At 65.2% G+C, this 18,960-nt stretch carries 16 protein-coding genes; 9 read left to right on the top strand and 7 right to left on the bottom strand.

Annotated features, from left to right (window positions below; translation table 11 throughout):
• Positions 1-74: 74 nt before the first annotated feature.
• The gene (locus ACK8CP_RS12055) at positions 75-1,346 is read right to left on the bottom strand and encodes a M16 family metallopeptidase (protein WP_414831949.1); all 1,272 of its coding nucleotides are present in this window, start codon (positions 1,344-1,346) and stop codon (positions 75-77) included.
• A gap of 41 nt (positions 1,347-1,387) precedes the next feature.
• Positions 1,388-2,848, bottom strand: a complete 1,461-nt coding sequence (locus ACK8CP_RS12050; RefSeq protein WP_414831948.1) for a M16 family metallopeptidase — start codon at positions 2,846-2,848, stop codon at positions 1,388-1,390.
• 249 nt (positions 2,849-3,097) lie between these two features.
• Here ACK8CP_RS12050 and ACK8CP_RS12045 point away from each other — a divergent pair, with 249 nt between their 5' ends.
• From ACK8CP_RS12045 to mutL, 7 genes are all read left to right on the top strand, one after another.
• On the top strand, positions 3,098-3,988 hold the full coding sequence (locus tag ACK8CP_RS12045) for a TIGR01459 family HAD-type hydrolase (RefSeq protein ID WP_414831947.1): 891 nt from the start codon (positions 3,098-3,100) through the stop codon (positions 3,986-3,988).
• An 11-nt stretch (positions 3,989-3,999) separates the two neighbouring features.
• Positions 4,000-5,019 carry a bifunctional riboflavin kinase/FAD synthetase gene (locus ACK8CP_RS12040; protein WP_414831946.1) on the top strand — a complete coding sequence of 340 codons (1,020 nt, stop codon included), beginning with the start codon at positions 4,000-4,002 and terminating at the stop codon, positions 5,017-5,019.
• 116 nt (positions 5,020-5,135) lie between these two features.
• Positions 5,136-5,996 carry a DUF2066 domain-containing protein gene (locus ACK8CP_RS12035; RefSeq protein ID WP_414831945.1) on the top strand — a complete coding sequence of 287 codons (861 nt, stop codon included), beginning with the start codon at positions 5,136-5,138 and terminating at the stop codon, positions 5,994-5,996.
• Positions 5,997-6,237: 241 nt separating this feature from the next.
• Positions 6,238-9,156, top strand: a complete 2,919-nt coding sequence (ileS, locus tag ACK8CP_RS12030) for an isoleucine--tRNA ligase (RefSeq protein ID WP_414831944.1) — start codon at positions 6,238-6,240, stop codon at positions 9,154-9,156.
• A 100-nt stretch (positions 9,157-9,256) separates the two neighbouring features.
• Positions 9,257-9,742 (top strand): signal peptidase II, encoded by a 486-nt coding sequence (gene lspA / locus ACK8CP_RS12025; RefSeq protein WP_234629536.1) that lies wholly within the window; start codon positions 9,257-9,259, stop codon positions 9,740-9,742.
• Between the two features lie 101 nt (positions 9,743-9,843).
• Positions 9,844-10,497, top strand: coding sequence for a hypothetical protein (locus tag ACK8CP_RS12020; RefSeq protein WP_234629535.1), 654 nt, complete (start codon positions 9,844-9,846; stop codon positions 10,495-10,497).
• An 80-nt stretch (positions 10,498-10,577) separates the two neighbouring features.
• Entirely contained in the window at positions 10,578-12,452 is a 1,875-nt protein-coding gene (mutL, locus tag ACK8CP_RS12015; RefSeq protein WP_414831943.1) for a DNA mismatch repair endonuclease MutL, read from the top strand.
• A gap of 9 nt (positions 12,453-12,461) precedes the next feature.
• On the opposite strand, the gene rsmD is transcribed toward mutL, so the two are convergent.
• Positions 12,462-13,046 carry a 16S rRNA (guanine(966)-N(2))-methyltransferase RsmD gene (gene rsmD, locus ACK8CP_RS12010; protein ID WP_414831942.1) on the bottom strand — a complete coding sequence of 195 codons (585 nt, stop codon included), beginning with the start codon at positions 13,044-13,046 and terminating at the stop codon, positions 12,462-12,464.
• The gene (locus ACK8CP_RS12005) at positions 13,021-14,310 is read right to left on the bottom strand and encodes a pseudouridine synthase (protein WP_414831941.1); all 1,290 of its coding nucleotides are present in this window, start codon (positions 14,308-14,310) and stop codon (positions 13,021-13,023) included. The genes rsmD and ACK8CP_RS12005 overlap by 26 nt, the downstream gene beginning before the upstream one ends.
• A gap of 37 nt (positions 14,311-14,347) precedes the next feature.
• On the opposite strand from ACK8CP_RS12005, the gene ACK8CP_RS12000 reads away from it, so the two are divergent.
• A complete protein-coding gene (locus ACK8CP_RS12000) occupies positions 14,348-14,800 on the top strand; it encodes a nucleoside deaminase (protein WP_414831940.1) in 453 nt (150 codons plus the stop codon).
• A gap of 4 nt (positions 14,801-14,804) precedes the next feature.
• On the opposite strand, the gene ACK8CP_RS11995 is transcribed toward ACK8CP_RS12000, so the two are convergent.
• Entirely contained in the window at positions 14,805-15,701 is an 897-nt protein-coding gene (locus ACK8CP_RS11995) for a patatin-like phospholipase family protein (protein WP_234629531.1), read from the bottom strand.
• A gap of 238 nt (positions 15,702-15,939) precedes the next feature.
• Positions 15,940-17,199 carry a phosphoribosylamine--glycine ligase gene (purD, locus tag ACK8CP_RS11990; RefSeq protein ID WP_414831939.1) on the bottom strand — a complete coding sequence of 420 codons (1,260 nt, stop codon included), beginning with the start codon at positions 17,197-17,199 and terminating at the stop codon, positions 15,940-15,942.
• A gap of 117 nt (positions 17,200-17,316) precedes the next feature.
• Between purD and ubiA the strand changes: the two genes are divergently transcribed.
• Positions 17,317-18,267, top strand: a complete 951-nt coding sequence (gene ubiA / locus ACK8CP_RS11985) for a 4-hydroxybenzoate octaprenyltransferase (protein WP_414831938.1) — start codon at positions 17,317-17,319, stop codon at positions 18,265-18,267.
• A 76-nt stretch (positions 18,268-18,343) separates the two neighbouring features.
• Here the strand turns inward: ubiA and ACK8CP_RS11980 are convergent, their stop codons facing one another.
• Positions 18,344-18,820, bottom strand: coding sequence for a hypothetical protein (locus ACK8CP_RS11980; RefSeq protein WP_414831937.1), 477 nt, complete (start codon positions 18,818-18,820; stop codon positions 18,344-18,346).
• Positions 18,821-18,960 lie beyond the last annotated feature (140 nt).

The raw sequence follows: 18,960 nt of genomic DNA, 5'->3' as shown, positions 1-18,960 counted from the left end.
GCGCGGGTGAAAGGCGGAGGAGGAGAGGGCCGGGGCGAAGCCAGATCGCCCCGGCGGAGGTTACGAAAGGAGTATCAGCTCGCGGCCGGCCCGACGGTGATCACCGAAGGAGGCTCGCCATAAACCCGCTTGGCGGCCCGCTGCACGTCCTCGCGCGCCACGGCATTGATGAGCTCGTTGCGCTTGTCGACGTAATCGATGCCGAGATGGTCGAGCTGGATGGCGAGAAGCTGCTTGGCGATCTTGCCGGAGGAATCAAAGCGCAGGGCGTAATTGCCGGCGAGGTAGGACTTCGCATCGGCGAGCTCCTCGTCCGTCGGCCCGTTCTCCGCCATGTCTTTGACTTCCTTCACCATCAAATCGACGGCCTCCTGGGCGGCATCGGCACGCGTCGCGGCAGCTCCCACCCAGACGCCCGCATGATCGAAGGGCACGAGGCTCGTGCCGACCGAATAGGCCAGTCCGCGCTCCTCGCGGATTTCGCGATAAAACCTGGAGGAAAAGGTCCCGCCGCCGAGGATGTGGTCGGCGATATAGGCCGGGATGAAATCCGGATCGTCGCGCTTGATGCCGGGTCCGCCGAGGCGGATGGAGGTCTGCGGCACGGGAAGATCGACATGCGCCGTCTTGCCTGCGGCCGCGGTGACGTCGGCGATCGGCTTGAGGTCGGCTTTCTCCGGCAGATCGCCGAAGACTTCGTCGAGCCGACCTTTCAGCGTTTCCGCATCGATCGCGCCCACGACGGCGACGACGAGGTTGTCGCGCGCGAGGTTCCGCTCGGCAAAGCCTTTGAGGTCGGCGGCCGTCAGCTCTTCCACGCTTTCCTCTGTCCCCTCGCCGTTGCGCGCATAGGGATGGTCGCCGAACAGGGTCTTCGCCCAGGCGCGACGGGCGAGCTCATTCGGATCGGTCTCATCGCTTCTGAGTTTCGACAGGATCTGCGCCTTGATGCGGGCGACCGGCTCGTCGTCGAAGCGCGGCTCTGTCAAAGCGAGTTTCGTCAGATTGAAAGCATCGTCGGCATTGGCGGCGAGCGTTTTCAAGGAGCCGTAAAAGGCGTCGCGGCCGGTGTCGAAGGAGAGCTTGATATTGAGATTGTCGAGGCGCGTCTGGAACGCCTTGGAATCGAGGTCGCCGGCGCCTTCGTCGAGAAGCCCGGAGGCGAGATTGGCGAGACCGGATTTGTTCTCCGGATCCTGCACCGAGCCGCCGCGGAAGGCGAACTGCATGTTCACGATCGGCACCGTGTCGTCTTCGACGAGCCAGGCGGTGATCCCCTTGGGCGAGGTCACTTCCTGGATTTCGATCGCGCGGGCGCGGCTCGGCATGGCAACGGCAAGGCTCATTATGGCTCCGAAGGATAAGGCAAGCGAGAGGGTGCGCAGCATCAGTTCTGCTCCATCGCTGCGGCCGGATCGGCGGTCTCCGGCGCGGGTGAGGCGGCGGGCGTGTTGCCGGGAGCCTCAGACATGTCGGCCTGATGGTCGACCTTGGGCTTGAGATAGCCGGTCGCGGCTTTCTCGGGATCGAGATAGCGCTGCGCCACCTCCTGCACGTCCTTTGCCGTCACTTTCTGGATGCGCGCCGGCCAGGTCTGAACGTCTTCCAGCGTGCGACCGACCGCGAGCGCCGAGCCGATGATGCGGGCGAGCGATTGCTGGCTGTCCTGCGAATAGACGGCATCGGCGACGACGGAGTTCTTGGCCCGTGTCAGCTCCTCATCGCTCACGCCCTCTTCGGCGAGCTTGCGGATGGAGGCTTCCATATCGGCCTGCAGCGTCTCCAGATCGACACCGTCGCGCGGGATGCCGACGACGATCAGGCGGGAATCGTCGACCGCTGTCGGGCTGTAATAGGCCCCGGCATAGGTCGCGGGTCCGTTGTCGCGCACGAGCTCGTCATAAAAACGGCTCGTCGCGCCGGTGCCGAGAATGTCGGCGAGAACCGAAAGCGCTTCCGCCTCGCCGGGCTTGGCGGTGACGGCCGAAGGAACGGCATAAAACTGCATCAGATTGGGCTCGCGCACCTTCTCGTCGCGCACAGTGATGGTGCGCGCACCGGGCGAGGGCGGCTCGGCCGGCCGCGCGGGCCGCGCGCTGTCGGGCTTCGATTCAATCTGACCGTAGGTTTCCTCGGCGAGCTCCTTCACCTCGTCCGGCGTGACGTCGCCGGCGACGACCAGGATCGCATTCGAGGGCGTGTAGAACTCATGGTAGAAATCGAGCGCCGTCTTGGCGTTGAGCGCCTTGATCTCGTTCTCCCAGCCGATCGTCGGCCGACCATAGGGATGATTGAGATAGAAGATCCGGTTGAGCGCCTCGTTCATGAGAGAGCCAGGATCGTTGTCGACCCGCATGCGCCGCTCTTCCAGGATGACGTCGCGTTCCGGTGCGACGACCTCGTCGGTGAGGACGAGATTGCTCATCCGGTCCGCTTCGAGAGCCATCACGTCTTTGAGGTGGTCTTTCGAGACGCGCTGGTAATAGGCGGTGTAATCGTTGCTGGTGAAGGCGTTCTCCTCACCGCCGATCTTCGACACATAGGTGGAGAACTCGCCGTCCGGGTGCTTCTTCGTGCCCTTGAACATCAGGTGTTCGAGGAAATGCGCATTGCCCGACTGACCGGGCCGCTCATCGGCGGAACCGACGCGGTACCAGACCATATGCGTGACGACAGGGGCGCGCTTGTCGGGAATGACCACCACGTCCATGCCGTTCTTGAGCGTGAAATGTTCGGCATTGGGGGCGATGCGTGCGACTTGTGGGGTGCTCTGCACCTCGTCGGGTGTCGCATCTTCTGCATAAGCAGGCGCCCGATCGAGGGCTGGAGAAAGGATAAGGCTGACCATGAACGCTCCGACTAGGGTCGGCACTTTGAACGGGAAATGCTTCAAGGTGAAGTCTCCGATTTGGAGTCTCTCGCAACCGGCTGCGGTTTAGGTGCTGGACATAGCCGCACATATAGGGCGGCAGAGATGATGCCCAATGAACATCTCTTCATGTTGGCCACATGTTGGCGGACCGGCCAATTGACGTTCTGCGCGCAAGCCTTTACCCGCGGCTCGTGCCGGTTTTCCGGTCCCAGCATAAATGAGCTCATGCAAGCGGAAGAGATATCAGGTCTGGCTGAGATCGCCGCCGATTACGAGGCGATCTTGTGCGACGTCTGGGGCGTCATCCATAACGGTGTCGCCGCGCATCCCGGCGCCGTGGAGGCGCTGTGCCGTTTCCGCGAGAAGGGCGGACGCGTGGCGCTCATCACCAATGCGCCGCGCCCGAACGGTCCGGTTCGCGAGCAGCTTCTGGCGCTCGGCTGCCCCGATGAGGCCTATGACGCGATCGTCACCTCCGGCGACGTGACCCGCCAGGCGATCTCCGGTTACGCCAAGAAGGGCGGCATCTGCCATATCGGTCCTGACCGGGATTTGTCGCTCTATGACGGGCTCGACGTGACCTTGGTGGGTCCCGACGAGGCGGTCGCCATAAGCTGCACGGGCCTGTCGGAAGACGACGTCGAAACGCCCGACGATTATCGCCCGCTCCTGGAAAGACTCGCCGGGCGTGGCATTCCGATGGTCTGCGCCAATCCCGACGTCGTCGTCGAACGCGGCGGCACCCTCGTCTGGTGCGCCGGTGCGCTCGCCGAGCTTTACGAAGAACTCGGCTGCGAGGTGATCCTCGTCGGCAAGCCCTTTGCGCCGATGTACGATGCGGCCTTGGCGACCCTCGGCCATCCGTCCCGCGAAAAGGTTCTGGCGATCGGCGACGCCTTCAACACCGATATCCGCGGGGCCAACCAGGCGGGCATCGACTGCCTGATGGTGACGGCCGGTATTCATGCCCATGAATTCGGCCATCCCGAAAAGCCGGATCTCGACAAGGTGCGCAGCCGCCTCATCGAGGAAGAGCGCCATGTCGTGGCGTTCCTGCCGCGCCTCGTCTGGTCCGCCGGCGGTGCAGGCGCGACTTCGTCCGATCCTCTCCGCTGATCTCTCGTCCGATGCCGTCTTCGCCCGTTTCCATTGCGACCTTCGATTGCCTGCCAGACGAATGGCGAAATGCCGTCGTCGCAATCGGCAATTTCGATGGCATGCATCGCGGTCACCAGGCCGTGCTCGCAGCGGCCCAGGCGGAAGCGGAGCATCTCGGCGCGCCCTGCATCCTTCTTACCTTCGAGCCGCATCCGCGCTCCTTCTTCGCGCCCGACAAGCCGCTCTTCCGTCTGACCGAGCCGGTGATGCGGGCAAGTGTCGCCTCCGCCCTCGGCCTTAACGGTGTCGTCGTCGCGCATTTCGATGCGGCCTTCGCCGAAACCTCGGCAGAAGATTTCGTGCGCCGCTTCCTCATCGAGAAGCTTCAGCTGCGCCATGCCGTCACCGGCTACGACTTTCATTTCGGCCATCGCCGCCAGGGCACGCCGGAATTCCTCCAGCGTCAGGGTGTGCTTTCCTCTTTCGGCGTGACCGTCGTCGACAAGCACGGCGATGAAGAGGGGGCGGTCTCATCGAGCCGGATCCGCGCCGCTCTCGAGGAAGGTCGGGTCGAGGAGGCGCGTCAGCTTCTGGGCTGGACCTGGTCGGTGGCGGCGAAAGTCGTCCACGGCGACCGCCGTGGCCGAGATCTGGGCTTTCCGACCGCCAATATGGTCCTGCCGACCTCCTGCGAACTGCGTCAGGGCATCTACGCGGTCCGCTACACCCGGCCGGACGGCCGGGTGCACGATGGCGTCGCGAGTTTCGGCCGCCGCCCGACCTTCGACGACGGCGCCCCGAAGCTCGAGACGTTCCTGTTCGATTTCGAAGGCGATCTCTATGGCGAGATGGGCCTCGTCTCGCTCGTCGATTGGATCCGCGCCGAGGAGCGCTTCGATTCCATCGAGGCTCTGGTCGAGCAGATGAACGAGGACGCGGCGACCGCGCGCAGGATTCTGGCAAGCCACCCCCTCGCGGACTTCGATCGCCGCATTGCCGCCGACTGGCCGCGCATCGAGGGGGAGGCCGAAGCGCTCGGCCTCGCCTGACACTTATTCCCTGAGCCCGTCTTCCCTCAGCAAATCTTCGACGCGTCATAATCCTCGCAATCGGCTGGGCGGACCTTATGGTGAACCGCTCAGATGCCTGCCGTTGCGGAGGTTTGATGATGCGTTTCTGGCGTTTTGTCCTCGTGACCGCGTCGCTCCTTCTGGCTCCGCTGGCCGCCGGCGCCGGTCCTGCGGACGCCGGCCCCTCGAGAGAGCCGGATCTCTATGAGGCGCAAACGATCGTCACCGGCGAGCGCGAGGAGACGCGGCTTCCGGCGTTCGAGGAGTGCCTTCTGAAGGTTCTCGTCAAAGTCTCCGGCGCGCCCATCGCGCGCAGCGATCCCGGCATTCCGAAACTCATCGCCACAGCGCCCTCCTTCGTCCGTGCTTATCGCTATCACGACCGCATGGAAGGAATCCCGCATCACGACGAGCAGGGCTCGCGCGACCGCCCCTATGATCTCACAGTCAGCTTCGATGCGGCAAAGATCGACGCCGCGCTCGACGGCCTTGGCTATGAAGCGTGGCTCGACCGGCCGACGCTTGCGGTTCTGGTCGCGGTTCTCACCGAAGGCCGCCGGTATCTTCTGACGCGCGACGGCAAGCGAGGCATCGATCAGAAGGACGCGCTGGAGGCTGCGGCACGCCAATACGGGCTTGTGATCCTCCTGCCGGCGCAATCGATCCTGGAGGAGAGGGACGATGTTACCGTGCCTTCGGGGGAGGGCGAGATGGAAGACCTTCGCCCGTTTGCGAGCGCGCTCGAGACGGAGGTCGCCCTTGGCGGGTCGATCGCCTGGGATGCGACGGCGCTCGGGTGGAAGGCCAGATGGCATCTCCAAACTGCCGACGGCGAGACGGCCGACTGGCAGGTGGCCGGCGTGAGCTTCGACGATGCATTTCGCAATGCCATGGCGGGAGCCACCGCGATGCTGTCCGGCCATGCCACCGCAGCGGCGGGCCTGAAAAGGAAGTGAAATCCCGCTCCGGCGCAAGCGTCTCCGCCTCTCATTCTTCGGCCGACTTGCGCAGGCGACGTCAGCGGCTTTTCATCGCCGCGGCTCTCGGTTACAAGCCGCCCCATGCGAGCCGAGATCATAGCCCTTCTGCGAATTAGCCGCCCGGCCTCTGTCTGAGAGGTCGGGGAACGCATTGCCGGGCCGCGATCGCATTCGATCGACGCGCTTTTTCATAGAATTCTGAGCTCAGGATATGACGATGAGCGACCAAAAAGCCGCCGCGAACGAGGCGGAGCGAGACTATTCGAAGACCCTGTTTCTGCCGAAGACCGATTTTCCCATGCGCGCCGGCCTGCCCAAGAAGGAGCCGGAAATCCTCGCGCGCTGGGAGAAGATGGATCTCTATAAGCGCCAGCGCGAGGAGGCTTCGGGGCGGGAGAAATACGTCCTGCATGACGGCCCTCCCTACGCCAACGGCAACATCCATATCGGCACGGGTCTCAACAAGATCCTGAAGGACGTCATCGTGCGCTCGCACCAGATGATGGGCTTCGACGCCAATTACGTGCCGGGCTGGGACTGCCACGGCCTGCCGATCGAATGGAAGGTCGAGGAAAACCTGCGCGCCAAGGGTCAGTCGAAGGATTCCGTCGACAAGGTCGAGTTGCGCCGGATGTGCCGCGACTTCGCCACCCACTGGGTCGGCGTTCAGTCGGAGGAGTTCCAGCGGCTCGGTGTCATCGGCGATTTCAAAGACCCGTATCTGACGATGAGCTTCGACGCCGAGGCGGTGATCGCCGGGGAATTGATGAAGTTCGCCGCCTCCGGTCAGCTTTACCGTGGCTCCAAGCCGGTGATGTGGTCGGTGGTGGAGAAGACGGCGCTCGCCGAGGCCGAGGTCGAGTATCACGATTACGAATCCGACACGATCTGGGTAAAATTCCCGGTGCTCGGCGACGGGCCGCTTGCCGGCGCTTCCGTCGTCATCTGGACGACGACGCCCTGGACAATGCCCGGCAACCGCGCCGTCGCCTATTCGCCGCGCATCTCCTATGGCCTCTATGAGGTGACGCAGGCACCGGAAGAGAACTGGGCGAAGGTCGGCGACCGCCTGGTGCTCGCCGACGTTCTGGCGGCCGACGTCTTCAAGAATGCGCGCGTCGAGGCCTATGAGCGCCGCGGCGATGTCGACCCGGCGTCGATCGCGCGCTGCGCCCATCCGTTCCGCGATGCCGGCCTCGGCGGCTATCAGTTCGACGTGCCGATGATGGCCGGCGAGCATGTGACGGAGGATACGGGTACGGGCTTCGTCCACACCGCGCCCGGTCACGGCCGCGAAGACTTCGACGTGTGGATGGAAAAGGCGAGCGAGCTCCGCCGCGAGGGCATCGACACGACGATCCCCTACACGGTCGACGAGAACGGCGCCTTCACGCCCGATGCGCCGGGTTTCGTGGGCGTGCGCGTCATCGACGACAAGGGCAAGAAGGGCGACGCCAACAAGCTTGTCATCGAGGCGCTCGTAAAGGCGGGACGGCTTCTCGCCCGCGGCCGGCTGAAGCACCAATATCCGCATTCCTGGCGCTCCAAGAAGCCGGTCATCTTCCGCAACACGCCGCAATGGTTCGTCTATATGGACGAGCCGATCGAGGGCAGCGACACCCTGCGTGCGCGCGCTCTCGAGGCGATCGAGGCGACGCGCTTCTATCCGGCCGCCGGCAAGAACCGCCTCAAGGGCATGATCGAGCATCGCCCGGACTGGGTCCTGTCGCGTCAGCGTGCCTGGGGCGTGCCGATCGCCGTCTTCGTGAACAAGGAGACGGGTGCCCTGTTGCGCAACGACGAGGTCGATGCGCGCATCGTCTCCGTCTTCCGCGAGGAAGGGGCCGACGCCTGGTTCAAGGACGGGGCAAAAGCACGCTTCCTCGACGGCCTGGTGGAGGATGCCGAGGCCTGGGAGAAGGTCGACGACATTCTCGACGTGTGGTTCGATTCCGGCTCCACCCATGCTTTCGTCCTGCGCAAGCGGGCGGATCTCAAATGGCCGGCGGATGTCTATCTCGAAGGCTCCGACCAGCATCGCGGCTGGTTCCATTCCTCGCTCCTGGAGAGCTGCGGCACCAATGGCCGTGCGCCCTACGACGCCGTGGTGACGCATGGCTTTGTCATGGCCGAGGACGGCCGCAAAATGTCGAAGTCTCTCGGCAATCAGGTGACGCCGCAGCAGGTGATCGAGCAATCGGGCGCCGACATTCTGCGCCTGTGGGTCGTCTCCTCGGATTATTCGGAGGATTTGAGGATCGGTCCGGAAATCCTGAAGACGAACGCCGATTCCTACCGCAAGCTCCGCAACACCATCCGCTGGATGCTGGGCTCGCTCGCCCATTTCCGCCCGGAGGAGCGGGTTGAGCCCGCCGACATGCCGGAGCTGGAGCGGCTCATCCTGTCGGAACTCGTGCGTCTGGAGAAGACGGTGACGAGCGCCTACGAGGTCTTCGACTTCAAGCGCGCCTTCTTCGCCATCTTCAACTTCATGACCATCGACCTGTCGTCGGAATATTTCGATATCCGCAAGGACGCGCTCTATTGCGATCCGGCGTCGTCGCTGCGCCGCCGCGCGGCGCTGACGGTCATCGACCGGCTCTTCGATGCGCTCGTCAAATGGCTGGCGCCGCTGCTGCCGTTCACGGCGGAGGAGGCCTGGATGGCCCGCTTCGGCGAGGATGCCTGCGTCCATCTCGAACTCTTCCCGCAGATCCCGGCCCAATGGCGCAACGAGGCGCTCGAAGAGCGCTGGGAGCGGATCTGGACGGTGCGTCGCGTCGTCATGGGTGCGCTCGAAGTGGAGCGGCGCGAGAAGCGCATCGGCTCGTCTCTGGAGGCGGCACCGATCGTCCATATCGCCGACGAGGAGCTGCTTGCGATCTTGAAGGAGATCGATCTCGCCGAGATCGCCATCACCTCGGGAGCCGTCCTGGAACTCGGAGACGGACCGGCGGACGCCTTCCGGCTCGCCGATATTCCGGGTGTCGCCGTCGTCCCGGCGAAGGCGGAAGGGCGCAAATGCGCCCGCTCCTGGAAGATCACGCCGGAGGTCGGCGCCGATCCCGAATATCCCGACATCACGCCGCGCGATGCGGCGGCGATGCGCGAATGGGAAAAGGCACAGGCCGCGTGACGCTTGCACAGCCGATCACGGCGGCGGCGACGGGACTTGGCGTCTCGATCGCCGCCGAAAGCCCGATTGCCGAAGGTCCGGTTGCGGGAAGGAAGGACGCATGACGCCCTTCCGCTTCGGCGTTGCCGTTGCCGTGCTCGCGGCCATTCTCGACCAGGCTCACAAGGCCTACATGCTCGGGCCCTACGCCATTGCCGAGAAGGGGCGTGTCGCATTGACGCCGTTCCTCGACCTCATCCTCGTCTGGAACCGCGGCGTCAGCTACGGCCTCTTCACGCAGGAAAGCGACATCGGGCGCTGGCTGCTCGTCGGTGTCGGATTGATCGGGGCGGCGGTGTTTTTCTACTGGCTGACGAAACTCGACCGGTTTCTTTCCGCGATTTCCGTGGGCCTCATCATTGGCGGCGCGATCGGCAACGTCATCGACCGCCTGCGCTTCGGCGCGGTGGCCGATTTCTTCCTGTTCCATATCGGCAGTTTTCAGTGGTACGTCTTCAACCTCGCCGATGTGTGGATCGTCGCGGGGGTGATCGGCATGCTTCTCGCCTGGGCGACCGAGCGCCCTGAAAATGCCAAACAAACGTGAAAGGCGGGCTCCTGTCGACGCATAGGGGGCTTGTGCTATAAGCCGCGTCCATCTTGGCCGGCAAAGATTCCTGTCGAGCGATGGGGCAAGGGGTAGAGTTGATGGCGAATTCAGCGGCGGAAACCGCAAAGCGGCTCGTGCCGGCATCCATCGCCCTGGCAATGGGCGCGATGCTTCTGGGCGGCTGTCCGGGCAGGACCTACGGCACCGGCGAGGCGCCCGAAATGGCGATCTTCTCCGAAGTGGCCGCCGTCGGGGGCGTGGGCGGCAAGGACAAGAAGCCGATCGATTATCGGCCGCGTTCGCCGCTCGTCATGCCGCCGAGCGCTGAGCTGCGGCCACCCGAGCCCGAGGCCGGGGTGCGCACGGCCAATTGGCCGACGGGCCCGCAGCCCAATGCTTCGGCGGTCGCCCTCAATCCGGCCGATCCCGACAACAACATCGCCCGGGACGACATGTCTCCGGAATATGTGTCGAGCCTGAAGCCGTTGAGCGGGATGGCCCGCAAGCGTCAGCCGGGTGAGCGCGAAGACGATGCCGAGATCGGCGTCAAATATGATCTCGTCCGCAACCGCCAGGCCGCCAAGGACGTCAAGGAAAAGATGGCCGAGGCCAAAGGCGTCGGCATCACCGAGCGGCGCTATCTGACGGATCCGCCCGAGGCCTATCGCGAGCCCGCCGAGACCGCCCCGGTCGATCCGGAGGCGACGGGCGGAAAGAAGAAGGGCAACTTCTTCACCCGGATGTTCAAGTAGCGCCATTCCGGCCTCATCCGCCTTTTCAAACCGGACGGCCTTCGTCAGACTCGCTTTGGATTCGAAAGCGGAAACAGATCTTGGCCGTTCGCGCTCTTCCTGAGCATATCGTCAACCGCATCGCTGCCGGCGAGGTGATCGAGCGTCCTGCGAGCGTCGTCAAAGAGCTCGTGGAGAACGCCATCGACGCCGGCGCGCGGGCCGTCGAGGTGGTGACGAGCGCCGGCGGCAAGAGCCTCATCCGCGTCACCGACGACGGCGAGGGAATGTGCCGCGACGATCTCGTCGCCGCCGTCGACCGCCATTGCACCTCGAAGCTGCCGGACGACGACCTCGCCCACATCACCTCGCTCGGTTTTCGCGGCGAAGCGCTGGCCTCGATCGGCTCCGTGGCAAGGCTCTCCCTCGAAAGCCGGCACAAGAGCGAGGAGCATGGCTGGTCGATCCTCGTCGACGGGGGGCGCAAGGCCGAACCGGTGCCGGCCGCCCGTGCGGCGGGCACGCAGGTTGAGGTGCGCGAGCTCTTTTTCGCGACACCCGCGCGACTGAAATTCCTGCGCTCCGACCGCGCCGAGACCTCGGCCGTCACAGATCAGCTGCGCCGCATCGCGCTCGCCCATCCCGACATTCGCTTCACGCTCGCGGGCGGTGACCGCAAGACGCTCGACTGGGCGCCGCGCAAATCGCTGCTGCCGCGGCTTGGCGATATTCTGGGCGAGGAATTCGCCGACAACGCCGTCCCGGTCGCGGCCGAGAAGGAGGGTGTGCGCCTGTCGGGCTTCATCGCCCTGCCGACCTACAACCGCGCCAATTCCCTGTCGCAATTCGTCGTCGTCAACGGCCGCTCTCTGCGCGACCGGCTGCTCGCCGGTGCAATCCGTGCCGCTTATGCCGACGTTCTCGCACGCGACCGGCATGCGGTTCTGGCGCTCTTCCTGGAGCTGTCTCCGGAAGACCTCGACGTCAATGTGCATCCGGCGAAGGCCGAGGTGCGCTTCCGCGATTCAGGTCTCGTCCGGGGTCTCATCATCCGCGCCGTGCGCGAGGCTCTGGCAGAGCACGGCTTCCGTGCCGCTTCGACAGGCGGGGTTGAGACGCTCGAAGCGCTGCGCCGCTCGTCGGCGCGGCCGCAAGGCTGGTCGGGCGGCGCACAGCGTCCTTTCGGCTATGCGCCGAGTGCTCCCGCCGGCTGGCAGGGATGGGCCGCGCCGGATGCGAAGGGTGAGGCTGAGGCCGCTCATCCGACTTTCGCGATGGATGAGGCGGAGCAGCCCGCGACCTTCGCCTCGGGCTTTGGCGAAGGGACACAAGCCGCCTTCGTCGATGATCGTCCGAGCGCGGAATTCCGGCAGGTCGAGACAGGGGAGGCCGTGTCCTATCCGCTCGGGGCCGCGCGGGCGCAGATCCACGAGAATTACATCGTCACCCAGACGGAAGACGGTCTCGTCATCGTCGACCAGCATGCCGCCCATGAGCGCATCGTCTATGAGCGTTTGAAAGAGGCACTCGGCGGGCGTCAGATCCCGCGGCAGATGCTTCTCATCCCTGAAATCGTCGATCTGCCGCATGAGGATGTGGAGCGGCTTGCCAGCCGCGCCGATGAACTCGCCGAGCTCGGCCTGGTGGTGGAGCCGTTCGGGCCGGGCGCGATCTCCGTCACCGAAACGCCGGCGCTTCTGGGCGAGGTGGATGCGGCATCGCTCGTGCGCGACATCGCCGACGATCTGGCCGAATTCGACGCGTCGACGCGCCTGCGCGAAAAGCTCGACCATGTCGCCGCCACCATGGCGTGTCACGGCTCGGTCAGATCTGGCCGGCGGATGAAGCCCGACGAGATGAACGCGCTTCTGCGCCAGATGGAAAAGACGCCCAATTCCGGCCAGTGCAACCACGGCCGGCCGACCTATGTGGCTCTGAAGCTCTCCGATATTGAGCGGCTGTTCGGCCGGCGCTGAGACCGCTGTTCAGCTGGACGTCGGAACGTTCTCCGCTGCGTCGGCGGCCTGCAGGAAAATGAGCTGCGTGTCGCTGCTCTCGCGCTTGTCGACGAGCGCAAAACCTTCCGGCAGGGAAATCTCTGCCCGGTCGCTTTCTTCGAGCACGATGAGGGCATCGGGCTTCAGCCAGCCGCCCGCAAGGGCTGCGGCGAGCGCCTGTTCGCCGAGCCCCTTGCCGTAGGGTGGATCGCAGAGGACGAGGTCGAAGGGCGCCATCGTGCCGACGACCCCGAGCCTCGTCGCATCGCGACGGAAGATGCGGGTCGCACCGGTCAGCGCCAAGGTCTCGATATTCTTGCGAATGAGGCTGCGGCCTTCCACGCCCTGTTCGACGAAGAGCGCGTAGCCGGCGCCGCGGGAAATCGCCTCGAGCCCGAGCGCGCCCGTGCCGGCAAAAAGGTCGAGGACGCGGCTGCCCTTCGCCGGCAATCCGTGGCGATGCTCCAGGATGGAGAACAGGCTCTCGCGCAGGCGGTCCGTCGTCGGCCGCACCGCCTGGGTTTTCGGCGCCGCGAGCGGCCGCCCCTTAAGGCTTCCGCCGACGATGCGCATGGCCCCCCTTCCTGTCGCCGGTCTCCGCGTCGGCTGGCCTGGCGCGACCGGCCCCCTCGCTGCCGGACCCCCTTTTGCTGGAGCCCACATTGCCGGATCTCACATTGCCGGGTCCGGTGTTCCCAGACTTGGCGAGACTCGGCCGGTCCTTGCCGGAGGTCTTCTCTGTGGTTCGCTTCTCCGTTGCTCTCTTGTCGTCGCCCTTCCGGTCCCGGCTTTTCTTGTCGCTGCGGCCGGTGACCGCGCGTTCGCCGGACGTGGCCTGCCGGGCGGGATGCGACGGTTTGGCGCCGGAGCGCGGTGACCGCGCCTCGCTCTCGCTCGCGCCTCTGCCGGCCTTGGCCGCGCCCTTCCGGGGGGCCTGATCGGGGCCTGCCGAAGGCCCGGCGCCGCGTCGGCCGCCTTTGCGGCCCGCGGGTGCGCCCTCTTTGCCGCCCGCCTGCGACTTGTCGCCCGCTGGGTTTGTCGGGCGGGGAGGGGCGGTGAAATCCGCCCCGGAGGCCTCAGCCAGACGCTCGCCGAGCTGGTCGCGCAACGTCCGCCCTGGCACTTCCTTGACGGTGCCGACCGGCAGATCGCCGAGCTGGAACGGACCGTAGGAGACGCGGATGAGGCGGTTCACGACGAGGCCGAGATGTTCGAGCACCCGCTTCACCTCGCGGTTCTTGCCCTCGCGAAGCCCGAGCAGAAGCCAGACATTGTCGCCCTGCTGTCGTTCCAGGACGGCATCGATCGGCCCGTAGAGCATGCCGCCGACGGCGATGCCGCGCTTCAGCCGATCGAGCGTCTCCTGGTCGATGCGGCCATGCGCCCGCACCCGGTAGCGTCTCAGCCAGCCGGTCGACGGGAGCTCCAGCACACGCGCCAGCCCGCCATCGTTGGTGAGAAGGAGAAGACCTTCGGTGTTGATGTCGAGCCGGCCGACGCTCATCACCCGCGGCAGATCGGGCGGCAGGGCGGCGAAGACCGTCGGCCGCCCTTCCGGATCGCGCTGCGTGCATACGAGGCCTTTCGGCTTGTGATAGAGAAAAAGACGGCTTCTTTCGCGCGCCTGCAGCGGCTGGCCGTCGACGACGATCTTGTCGCGCTCGGTCACGGTGATGGCCGGCGTCGTCAAGACCCGGCCGTTGAGGCTGACGCGGCCTGCCGCAATCCAGCTTTCTGCTTCGCGGCGCGAGCATAGCCCGGCGCGCGCCATCACTTTCGCGATGCGCTCGCCCTTGTCCGGCCCGTCTTGCGCTTCTGAGGTTTTCTGCCCACTCATGCGGCAAGCTCTAGCAGAGGCGTCGCGGCCAGGCGAGATGAGACGAAGCCCCTTTATGACAGAAGCGCTTGCAGAGGCGGAAGCGGCCGCCGCACGCGGTGAGGTGCCGGTCGGTGCCGTGCTGGTTCTCGATGGCGAGATCATCGCGCGCGCCGGCAATCGCACGCTTGCCGACCGGGACCCGAGTGCGCACGCGGAAATGCTGGTTCTTCGGGCCGGTGCCGCGACGCTGAATTCCGAAAGGCTGACGGGCTGCGACCTCTATGTGACGCTTGAACCTTGCACGATGTGCGCGGCGGCAATCAGCTTCGCACGCATCCGCCGGCTCTATTATGCCGCGGAGGATGTGAAGGGCGGTGCGGTCGACAACGGCGTGCGCTTTTTTTCCGCGCCGACCTGCCATCATGCGCCCGAGGTCTATTCCGGCATCGCGGAGGGCGCGGCCTCCGAGCTTTTGCGCGGCTTTTTCAAGGATCGGCGCGGGTCTTAGCGCGTTAGTGCGCCAGGCCGATCTCCGCCTGAATCTTGGAAGCGGCGGGAGCATCGCTGCGCTCGAAGGGCGAATCGATGATGTGTTCGAGACGCCGCTTCAAATCGTCCTTGAGCGGCTCGTTGAGCGAGATGATCTGCTCGCTCTTCAGGAAATCCAGGATGAAGAAGCCATTGATTTCCGGCCTGAACAGGATGTCCGGCCGCCGCCGCTTCAGCTTTTCCGCCTGCACCGACTGCATGGAGATCTGGGCGGCGCCGATGATCGTCTCGAGCAGCCCCGGGACCTTGTCCGGGTCTCCGTTCGGCCCGCCCGCCACGTCGGAGGCGACGATCAGGGATTTGTCGAGACAGAGATCGATGGGCAGCGGATTGACGGCGCCGCCGTCGATCTGGATGCGCCCGTTGATCGAGACGGGCTTGAAGACGGAGGGAATGGCGATCGAGGCGGCGATCGCCGGCCGGAGTTCGCCCGTCTCCATCACCGTCTCGCACCAGCCGTAGAAGTCGCAGGAGACGACCTTGAGCGGGATCTTCAGCTCTTCGAAGGTTTCCGGCACCACTTCGATGCCGGGCACGAAGTTCTCCAGCACGCGCAGCGTATCGAACTGCGCCTGCAGCAGGCGGCCGCGGAGGATGTCGCCGAAGCCGATCGGGCGCGTCTGCCACAGGCGGGAATAGAGCTCTCGTCTCTGGCCGAAGAATTCGATCGCCCGCTCGCGCATCTCCCGACCGGACAGGCCGCTCGCATAACCGGCGCCGATGATGGCGCCGATCGAGGTGCCTGCGATCAAAGCGGGCTTCAGCCCGAGCTCGTCGAAGACTTCGCAGACGAGAATATGCGCCATGCCGCGGGCGCCGCCCCCGCCGAGCGCCAGACCGATATCGTGATTCAAGCTCATCCTTTAGCTCCCGGGCTTTCTCGCCCGCATCGGCCTCCCGCCTGCCTCTCCTCCCCGGTCTTTTTCGCTCCAACGGTTCGTGAGGAAGTTATCGTCTTCGTGAACCGTAGAGGCGCTGCATGAAGGTTTTACAACCAACGCGCGACAGCTGTTTTGGTGCCGCTTGTGGTCCTGCGGCCTGCAAAGCCATCATGACATCTTGTTCTTTGGCGCGCCTGAAGAGCACCTGAAAGCGCCTTCAGCCCCGACGGCTCGCCGCCTCTCCGATGTCGGAACGGCAGAAGCCCTCGGGCCAGTCGATGCGGCCGACGGCCTCATAGGCCCGCTTGCGCGCCTCAGTGAGATCGACCCCAATTGCGCCGACATTGAGGACGCGCCCGCCGGCGGCAAGAATGTCGTCATCGACGCGACGTGTGCCGGCGTGAAAGACTTTTGCGCCTTCGACCGCCGCGGCTTCCTCCAGCCCCTTGATGATGCTGCCCTTCTCGTAAGGGCCGGGATAACCCTTGGCGGCCATGACGACGGTGAGTGCCGGCTCCTTGCGCCAGGCGATGGAGGTGCGGTCGAGCGTGCCGGCGACCGCCGCATCGAGAAGCGCCAGGAGATCGCTTTCAAGCCGCATCATCAGAACCTGGCATTCCGGATCTCCGAAGCGGACATTGTATTCGATGAGTTTCGGGCCGTCGGCTGTGATCATCAGCCCGGCATAGAGAACGCCGCAGAACGGCATGTCCCGCTTCGCCATCGCGGCAAGCGTTGGCTCGATGATCTCTCGCATCGTCCGCGCCTGGGTGGCGACATCCATCACGGGAGCGGGCGAATAGGCACCCATGCCGCCGGTATTGGGGCCCTCGTCGCCATCATAGGCGCGCTTGAAATCCTGCGCCGTTGTCAGCGGACGTGCCGTCTTGCCGTCGCACAAGACGAAGAAGCTCGCCTCTTCCCCGACGAGATGCTCTTCGATGACGACCTGGGCGCCGTCCTCCAGAAAAATCGCTTCCACCGCCTTGCGCGCGTCTTCCGGCGTCGTGGCGATGGTGACGCCCTTGCCGGCGGCGAGACCGTCGGCCTTTACGACGACGGGCATGGCGTGTTTTTCCACATAGGCGAGCGCGCTCTTGCGGTCGCTGAAGGCCTCGTAGCCGGCGGTCGGGATACTCTCCTCCGCGCACAGAGCCTTGGTGAAGACCTTCGAGCCTTCGAGCTGTGCTGCCGCAGCACTGGGCCCGAAGGCGCGGATCTTCGCCTCCTTGAGCCGATCGACGAGGCCTGCGACGAGCGGGCCCTCCGGACCGACCACGACGAGGTCGATCGCTTCCTTGCGGCAGAAATCGACGACGGCGCGGTTGTCTGAAGAATCAAGTGGGACGCATTCCGCGACATTCGCGATGCCGGCATTCCCCGGCGCGGCAAACAGCTTGCTCAAGCGCGGCGATGCCGCCAGCGCTCCGGCGAGCGCATGCTCGCGGCCGCCTCCTCCGATCAACAAAACCCGCACGTTTCAAGCCTCCTGAAGCGCTAAACCCCTCGCGCCTTATAGGTCGGGGTGATAAGCCGCAGCAGCCCATTCTTAAAGGGGCTTGACCTTCTCTCCCACTTTCGGTGAGCAAACGTCATGACAGACAATGCCGCACAGGGCGGAGCGCTCCCGGATTCCGTCTCCCGCCATTGGCTCGACCGGTTCGCTCCGGACTGGTTGAAGCCCTACGGGCGGCTGGCCCGCTGGGACCGGCCGATCGGCTGGTGGCTGCTTCTGTGGCCGTGCTGGTGGTCGTCCGCGCTCGCATCGATTGCCGATGGCCGCGCATTCCCGCCGATCTGGCAGCTCATCCTGTTCCTCATCGGCGCCGTCGCCATGCGCGGGGCAGGCTGCACCTACAACGATCTCGTCGACCAGGATATCGACGCCAAGGTGGCGCGCACGCGCGCCCGCCCGATCCCGTCGGGGGCCGTCAGCCTCAAGCGCGCGCTTCTGTTTCTCTTCCTGCAATGCCTGGTGGGGCTTCTCGTCCTCATTCAGTTCAACGCCTTCACCATCGGCCTTGGCTTCGCCTCGCTCGTCTTCGTGGCGGTCTATCCGTTCATGAAGCGGGTCACGAACTGGCCGCAGGTCGTGCTCGGCATCTCGTTTTCCTGGGGTGCGCTCGTCGGCTGGGCGGCGATCTTCGGCTCGCTCGGCTGGGCGCCGGTGCTGCTTTATGCCGCCGCGATTTCCTGGACCGTCGCCTACGACACGATCTACGCGCATCAGGACAAGGAAGACGACGCCTTGATCGGCATCGGCTCGACGGCGCAGTTTTTCGGCGCCCGCACGCGTCCGGCTCTCGTCGGCTTCTTCGGGCTCGCCGTGGCTCTGCTTCTCGGAGCGGTGATGCTCGCCGGTGGCGGCTACTTCGCCTATCTCGGGCTCTTGGGCGTTGCCGCGCATTTTGCCTGGCAGGTGGCGACGCTCGACACCGAGGTGGCCGACAACTGCCTTCTGCGCTTCCGCTCAAACCGGGACGCGGGGGCCATCATCTTCGCGGGCCTCTGCCTGGACGCGCTGTTCAAGGCGGCCTTCGGCTGACATCCGGGGCCACCTGGCCGAGCCGCCCGGCCAAGGCCGGGCGCGGGGTTTTGGAAAAAAACTGCCGGTGGCCGGATCAGGTGCGCGCGATCAACTCGTGGCCCGTGATCGGCTCCTGCTCGTCCAGCCCGCCGATCCTGCGGCGCGCCAGAAAGCGCGGGCGTTTCGTGTTGCGCAGGGAGCGCCGGGTGCGCAGCTTCGAGCGGCCTCCGTCGAGACGCTTCGAGACGTGAACGTCGCCGGCAAAGCCGCTCTTCAAATGCGCGCTCAGGGCATCACGGAAGGTCTTGGCCTCCTCCAGTGGCAAGGTCTGCGCGAGGGTGAGCGTCAGCCCCGGATCGTCATGCTCGACGACGACGCAATAGCCCCCGATCTCGCGCACGAGGCGGACGCCTTTGAAGGCGCTGTGGGCGACATCGAGGAGGCAGCGCATGCCAGCGACGGTGCGCTCGATCACGACGCGTTCGCTGGCAAAAAGCGCCACCGCACGTCCGCCTTCAGCCGTCGTCGCCGCATACCATCCAAAGGTCTCGAAGACGGCGGGCCGCCGCATTGGGCAACCCGTTGTCTCGTCTTCGACCAGTTTCTGTTCTGTTTGACGCATGTTTTTTTGCCCGGCCTGTTTGGCTCTTTCCTCGGCTTTTGCCGATTTGATAGCCGAGAGGATCGCGCCTGGCATCTGCGGATTGCTTA

It is taken from the genome of Afifella sp. YEN Y35 (genome assembly GCF_047553465.1).
In the GTDB taxonomy this organism is placed as follows: Bacteria; Pseudomonadota; Alphaproteobacteria; order Rhizobiales; family Afifellaceae; genus Afifella; species Afifella aestuarii.
This window is presented reverse-complemented; position numbering and strand designations above follow the sequence as displayed.

Coding starts and splice junctions, on each gene's coding strand:
- ACK8CP_RS12055 (WP_414831949.1), bottom strand. CDS start 1,346: ATGAGCCTTGCCGTTGCCATGCCGAGCCGCGCCCGCGCGATCGAAATC.
- ACK8CP_RS12050 (WP_414831948.1), bottom strand. CDS start 2,848: ATGGTCAGCCTTATCCTTTCTCCAGCCCTCGATCGGGCGCCTGCTTAT.
- ACK8CP_RS12045 (WP_414831947.1), top strand. CDS start 3,098: ATGCAAGCGGAAGAGATATCAGGTCTGGCTGAGATCGCCGCCGATTAC.
- ACK8CP_RS12040 (WP_414831946.1), top strand. CDS start 4,000: ATGCCGTCTTCGCCCGTTTCCATTGCGACCTTCGATTGCCTGCCAGAC.
- ACK8CP_RS12035 (WP_414831945.1), top strand. CDS start 5,136: ATGATGCGTTTCTGGCGTTTTGTCCTCGTGACCGCGTCGCTCCTTCTG.
- ileS (WP_414831944.1), top strand. CDS start 6,238: ATGAGCGACCAAAAAGCCGCCGCGAACGAGGCGGAGCGAGACTATTCG.
- lspA (WP_234629536.1), top strand. CDS start 9,257: ATGACGCCCTTCCGCTTCGGCGTTGCCGTTGCCGTGCTCGCGGCCATT.
- ACK8CP_RS12020 (WP_234629535.1), top strand. CDS start 9,844: ATGGCGAATTCAGCGGCGGAAACCGCAAAGCGGCTCGTGCCGGCATCC.
- rsmD (WP_414831942.1), bottom strand. CDS start 13,046: ATGCGCATCGTCGGCGGAAGCCTTAAGGGGCGGCCGCTCGCGGCGCCG.
- ACK8CP_RS12005 (WP_414831941.1), bottom strand. CDS start 14,310: ATGAGTGGGCAGAAAACCTCAGAAGCGCAAGACGGGCCGGACAAGGGC.
- ACK8CP_RS12000 (WP_414831940.1), top strand. CDS start 14,348: ATGAGACGAAGCCCCTTTATGACAGAAGCGCTTGCAGAGGCGGAAGCG.
- ACK8CP_RS11995 (WP_234629531.1), bottom strand. CDS start 15,701: ATGAGCTTGAATCACGATATCGGTCTGGCGCTCGGCGGGGGCGGCGCC.
- ubiA (WP_414831938.1), top strand. CDS start 17,317: ATGACAGACAATGCCGCACAGGGCGGAGCGCTCCCGGATTCCGTCTCC.
- ACK8CP_RS11980 (WP_414831937.1), bottom strand. CDS start 18,820: ATGCGGCGGCCCGCCGTCTTCGAGACCTTTGGATGGTATGCGGCGACG.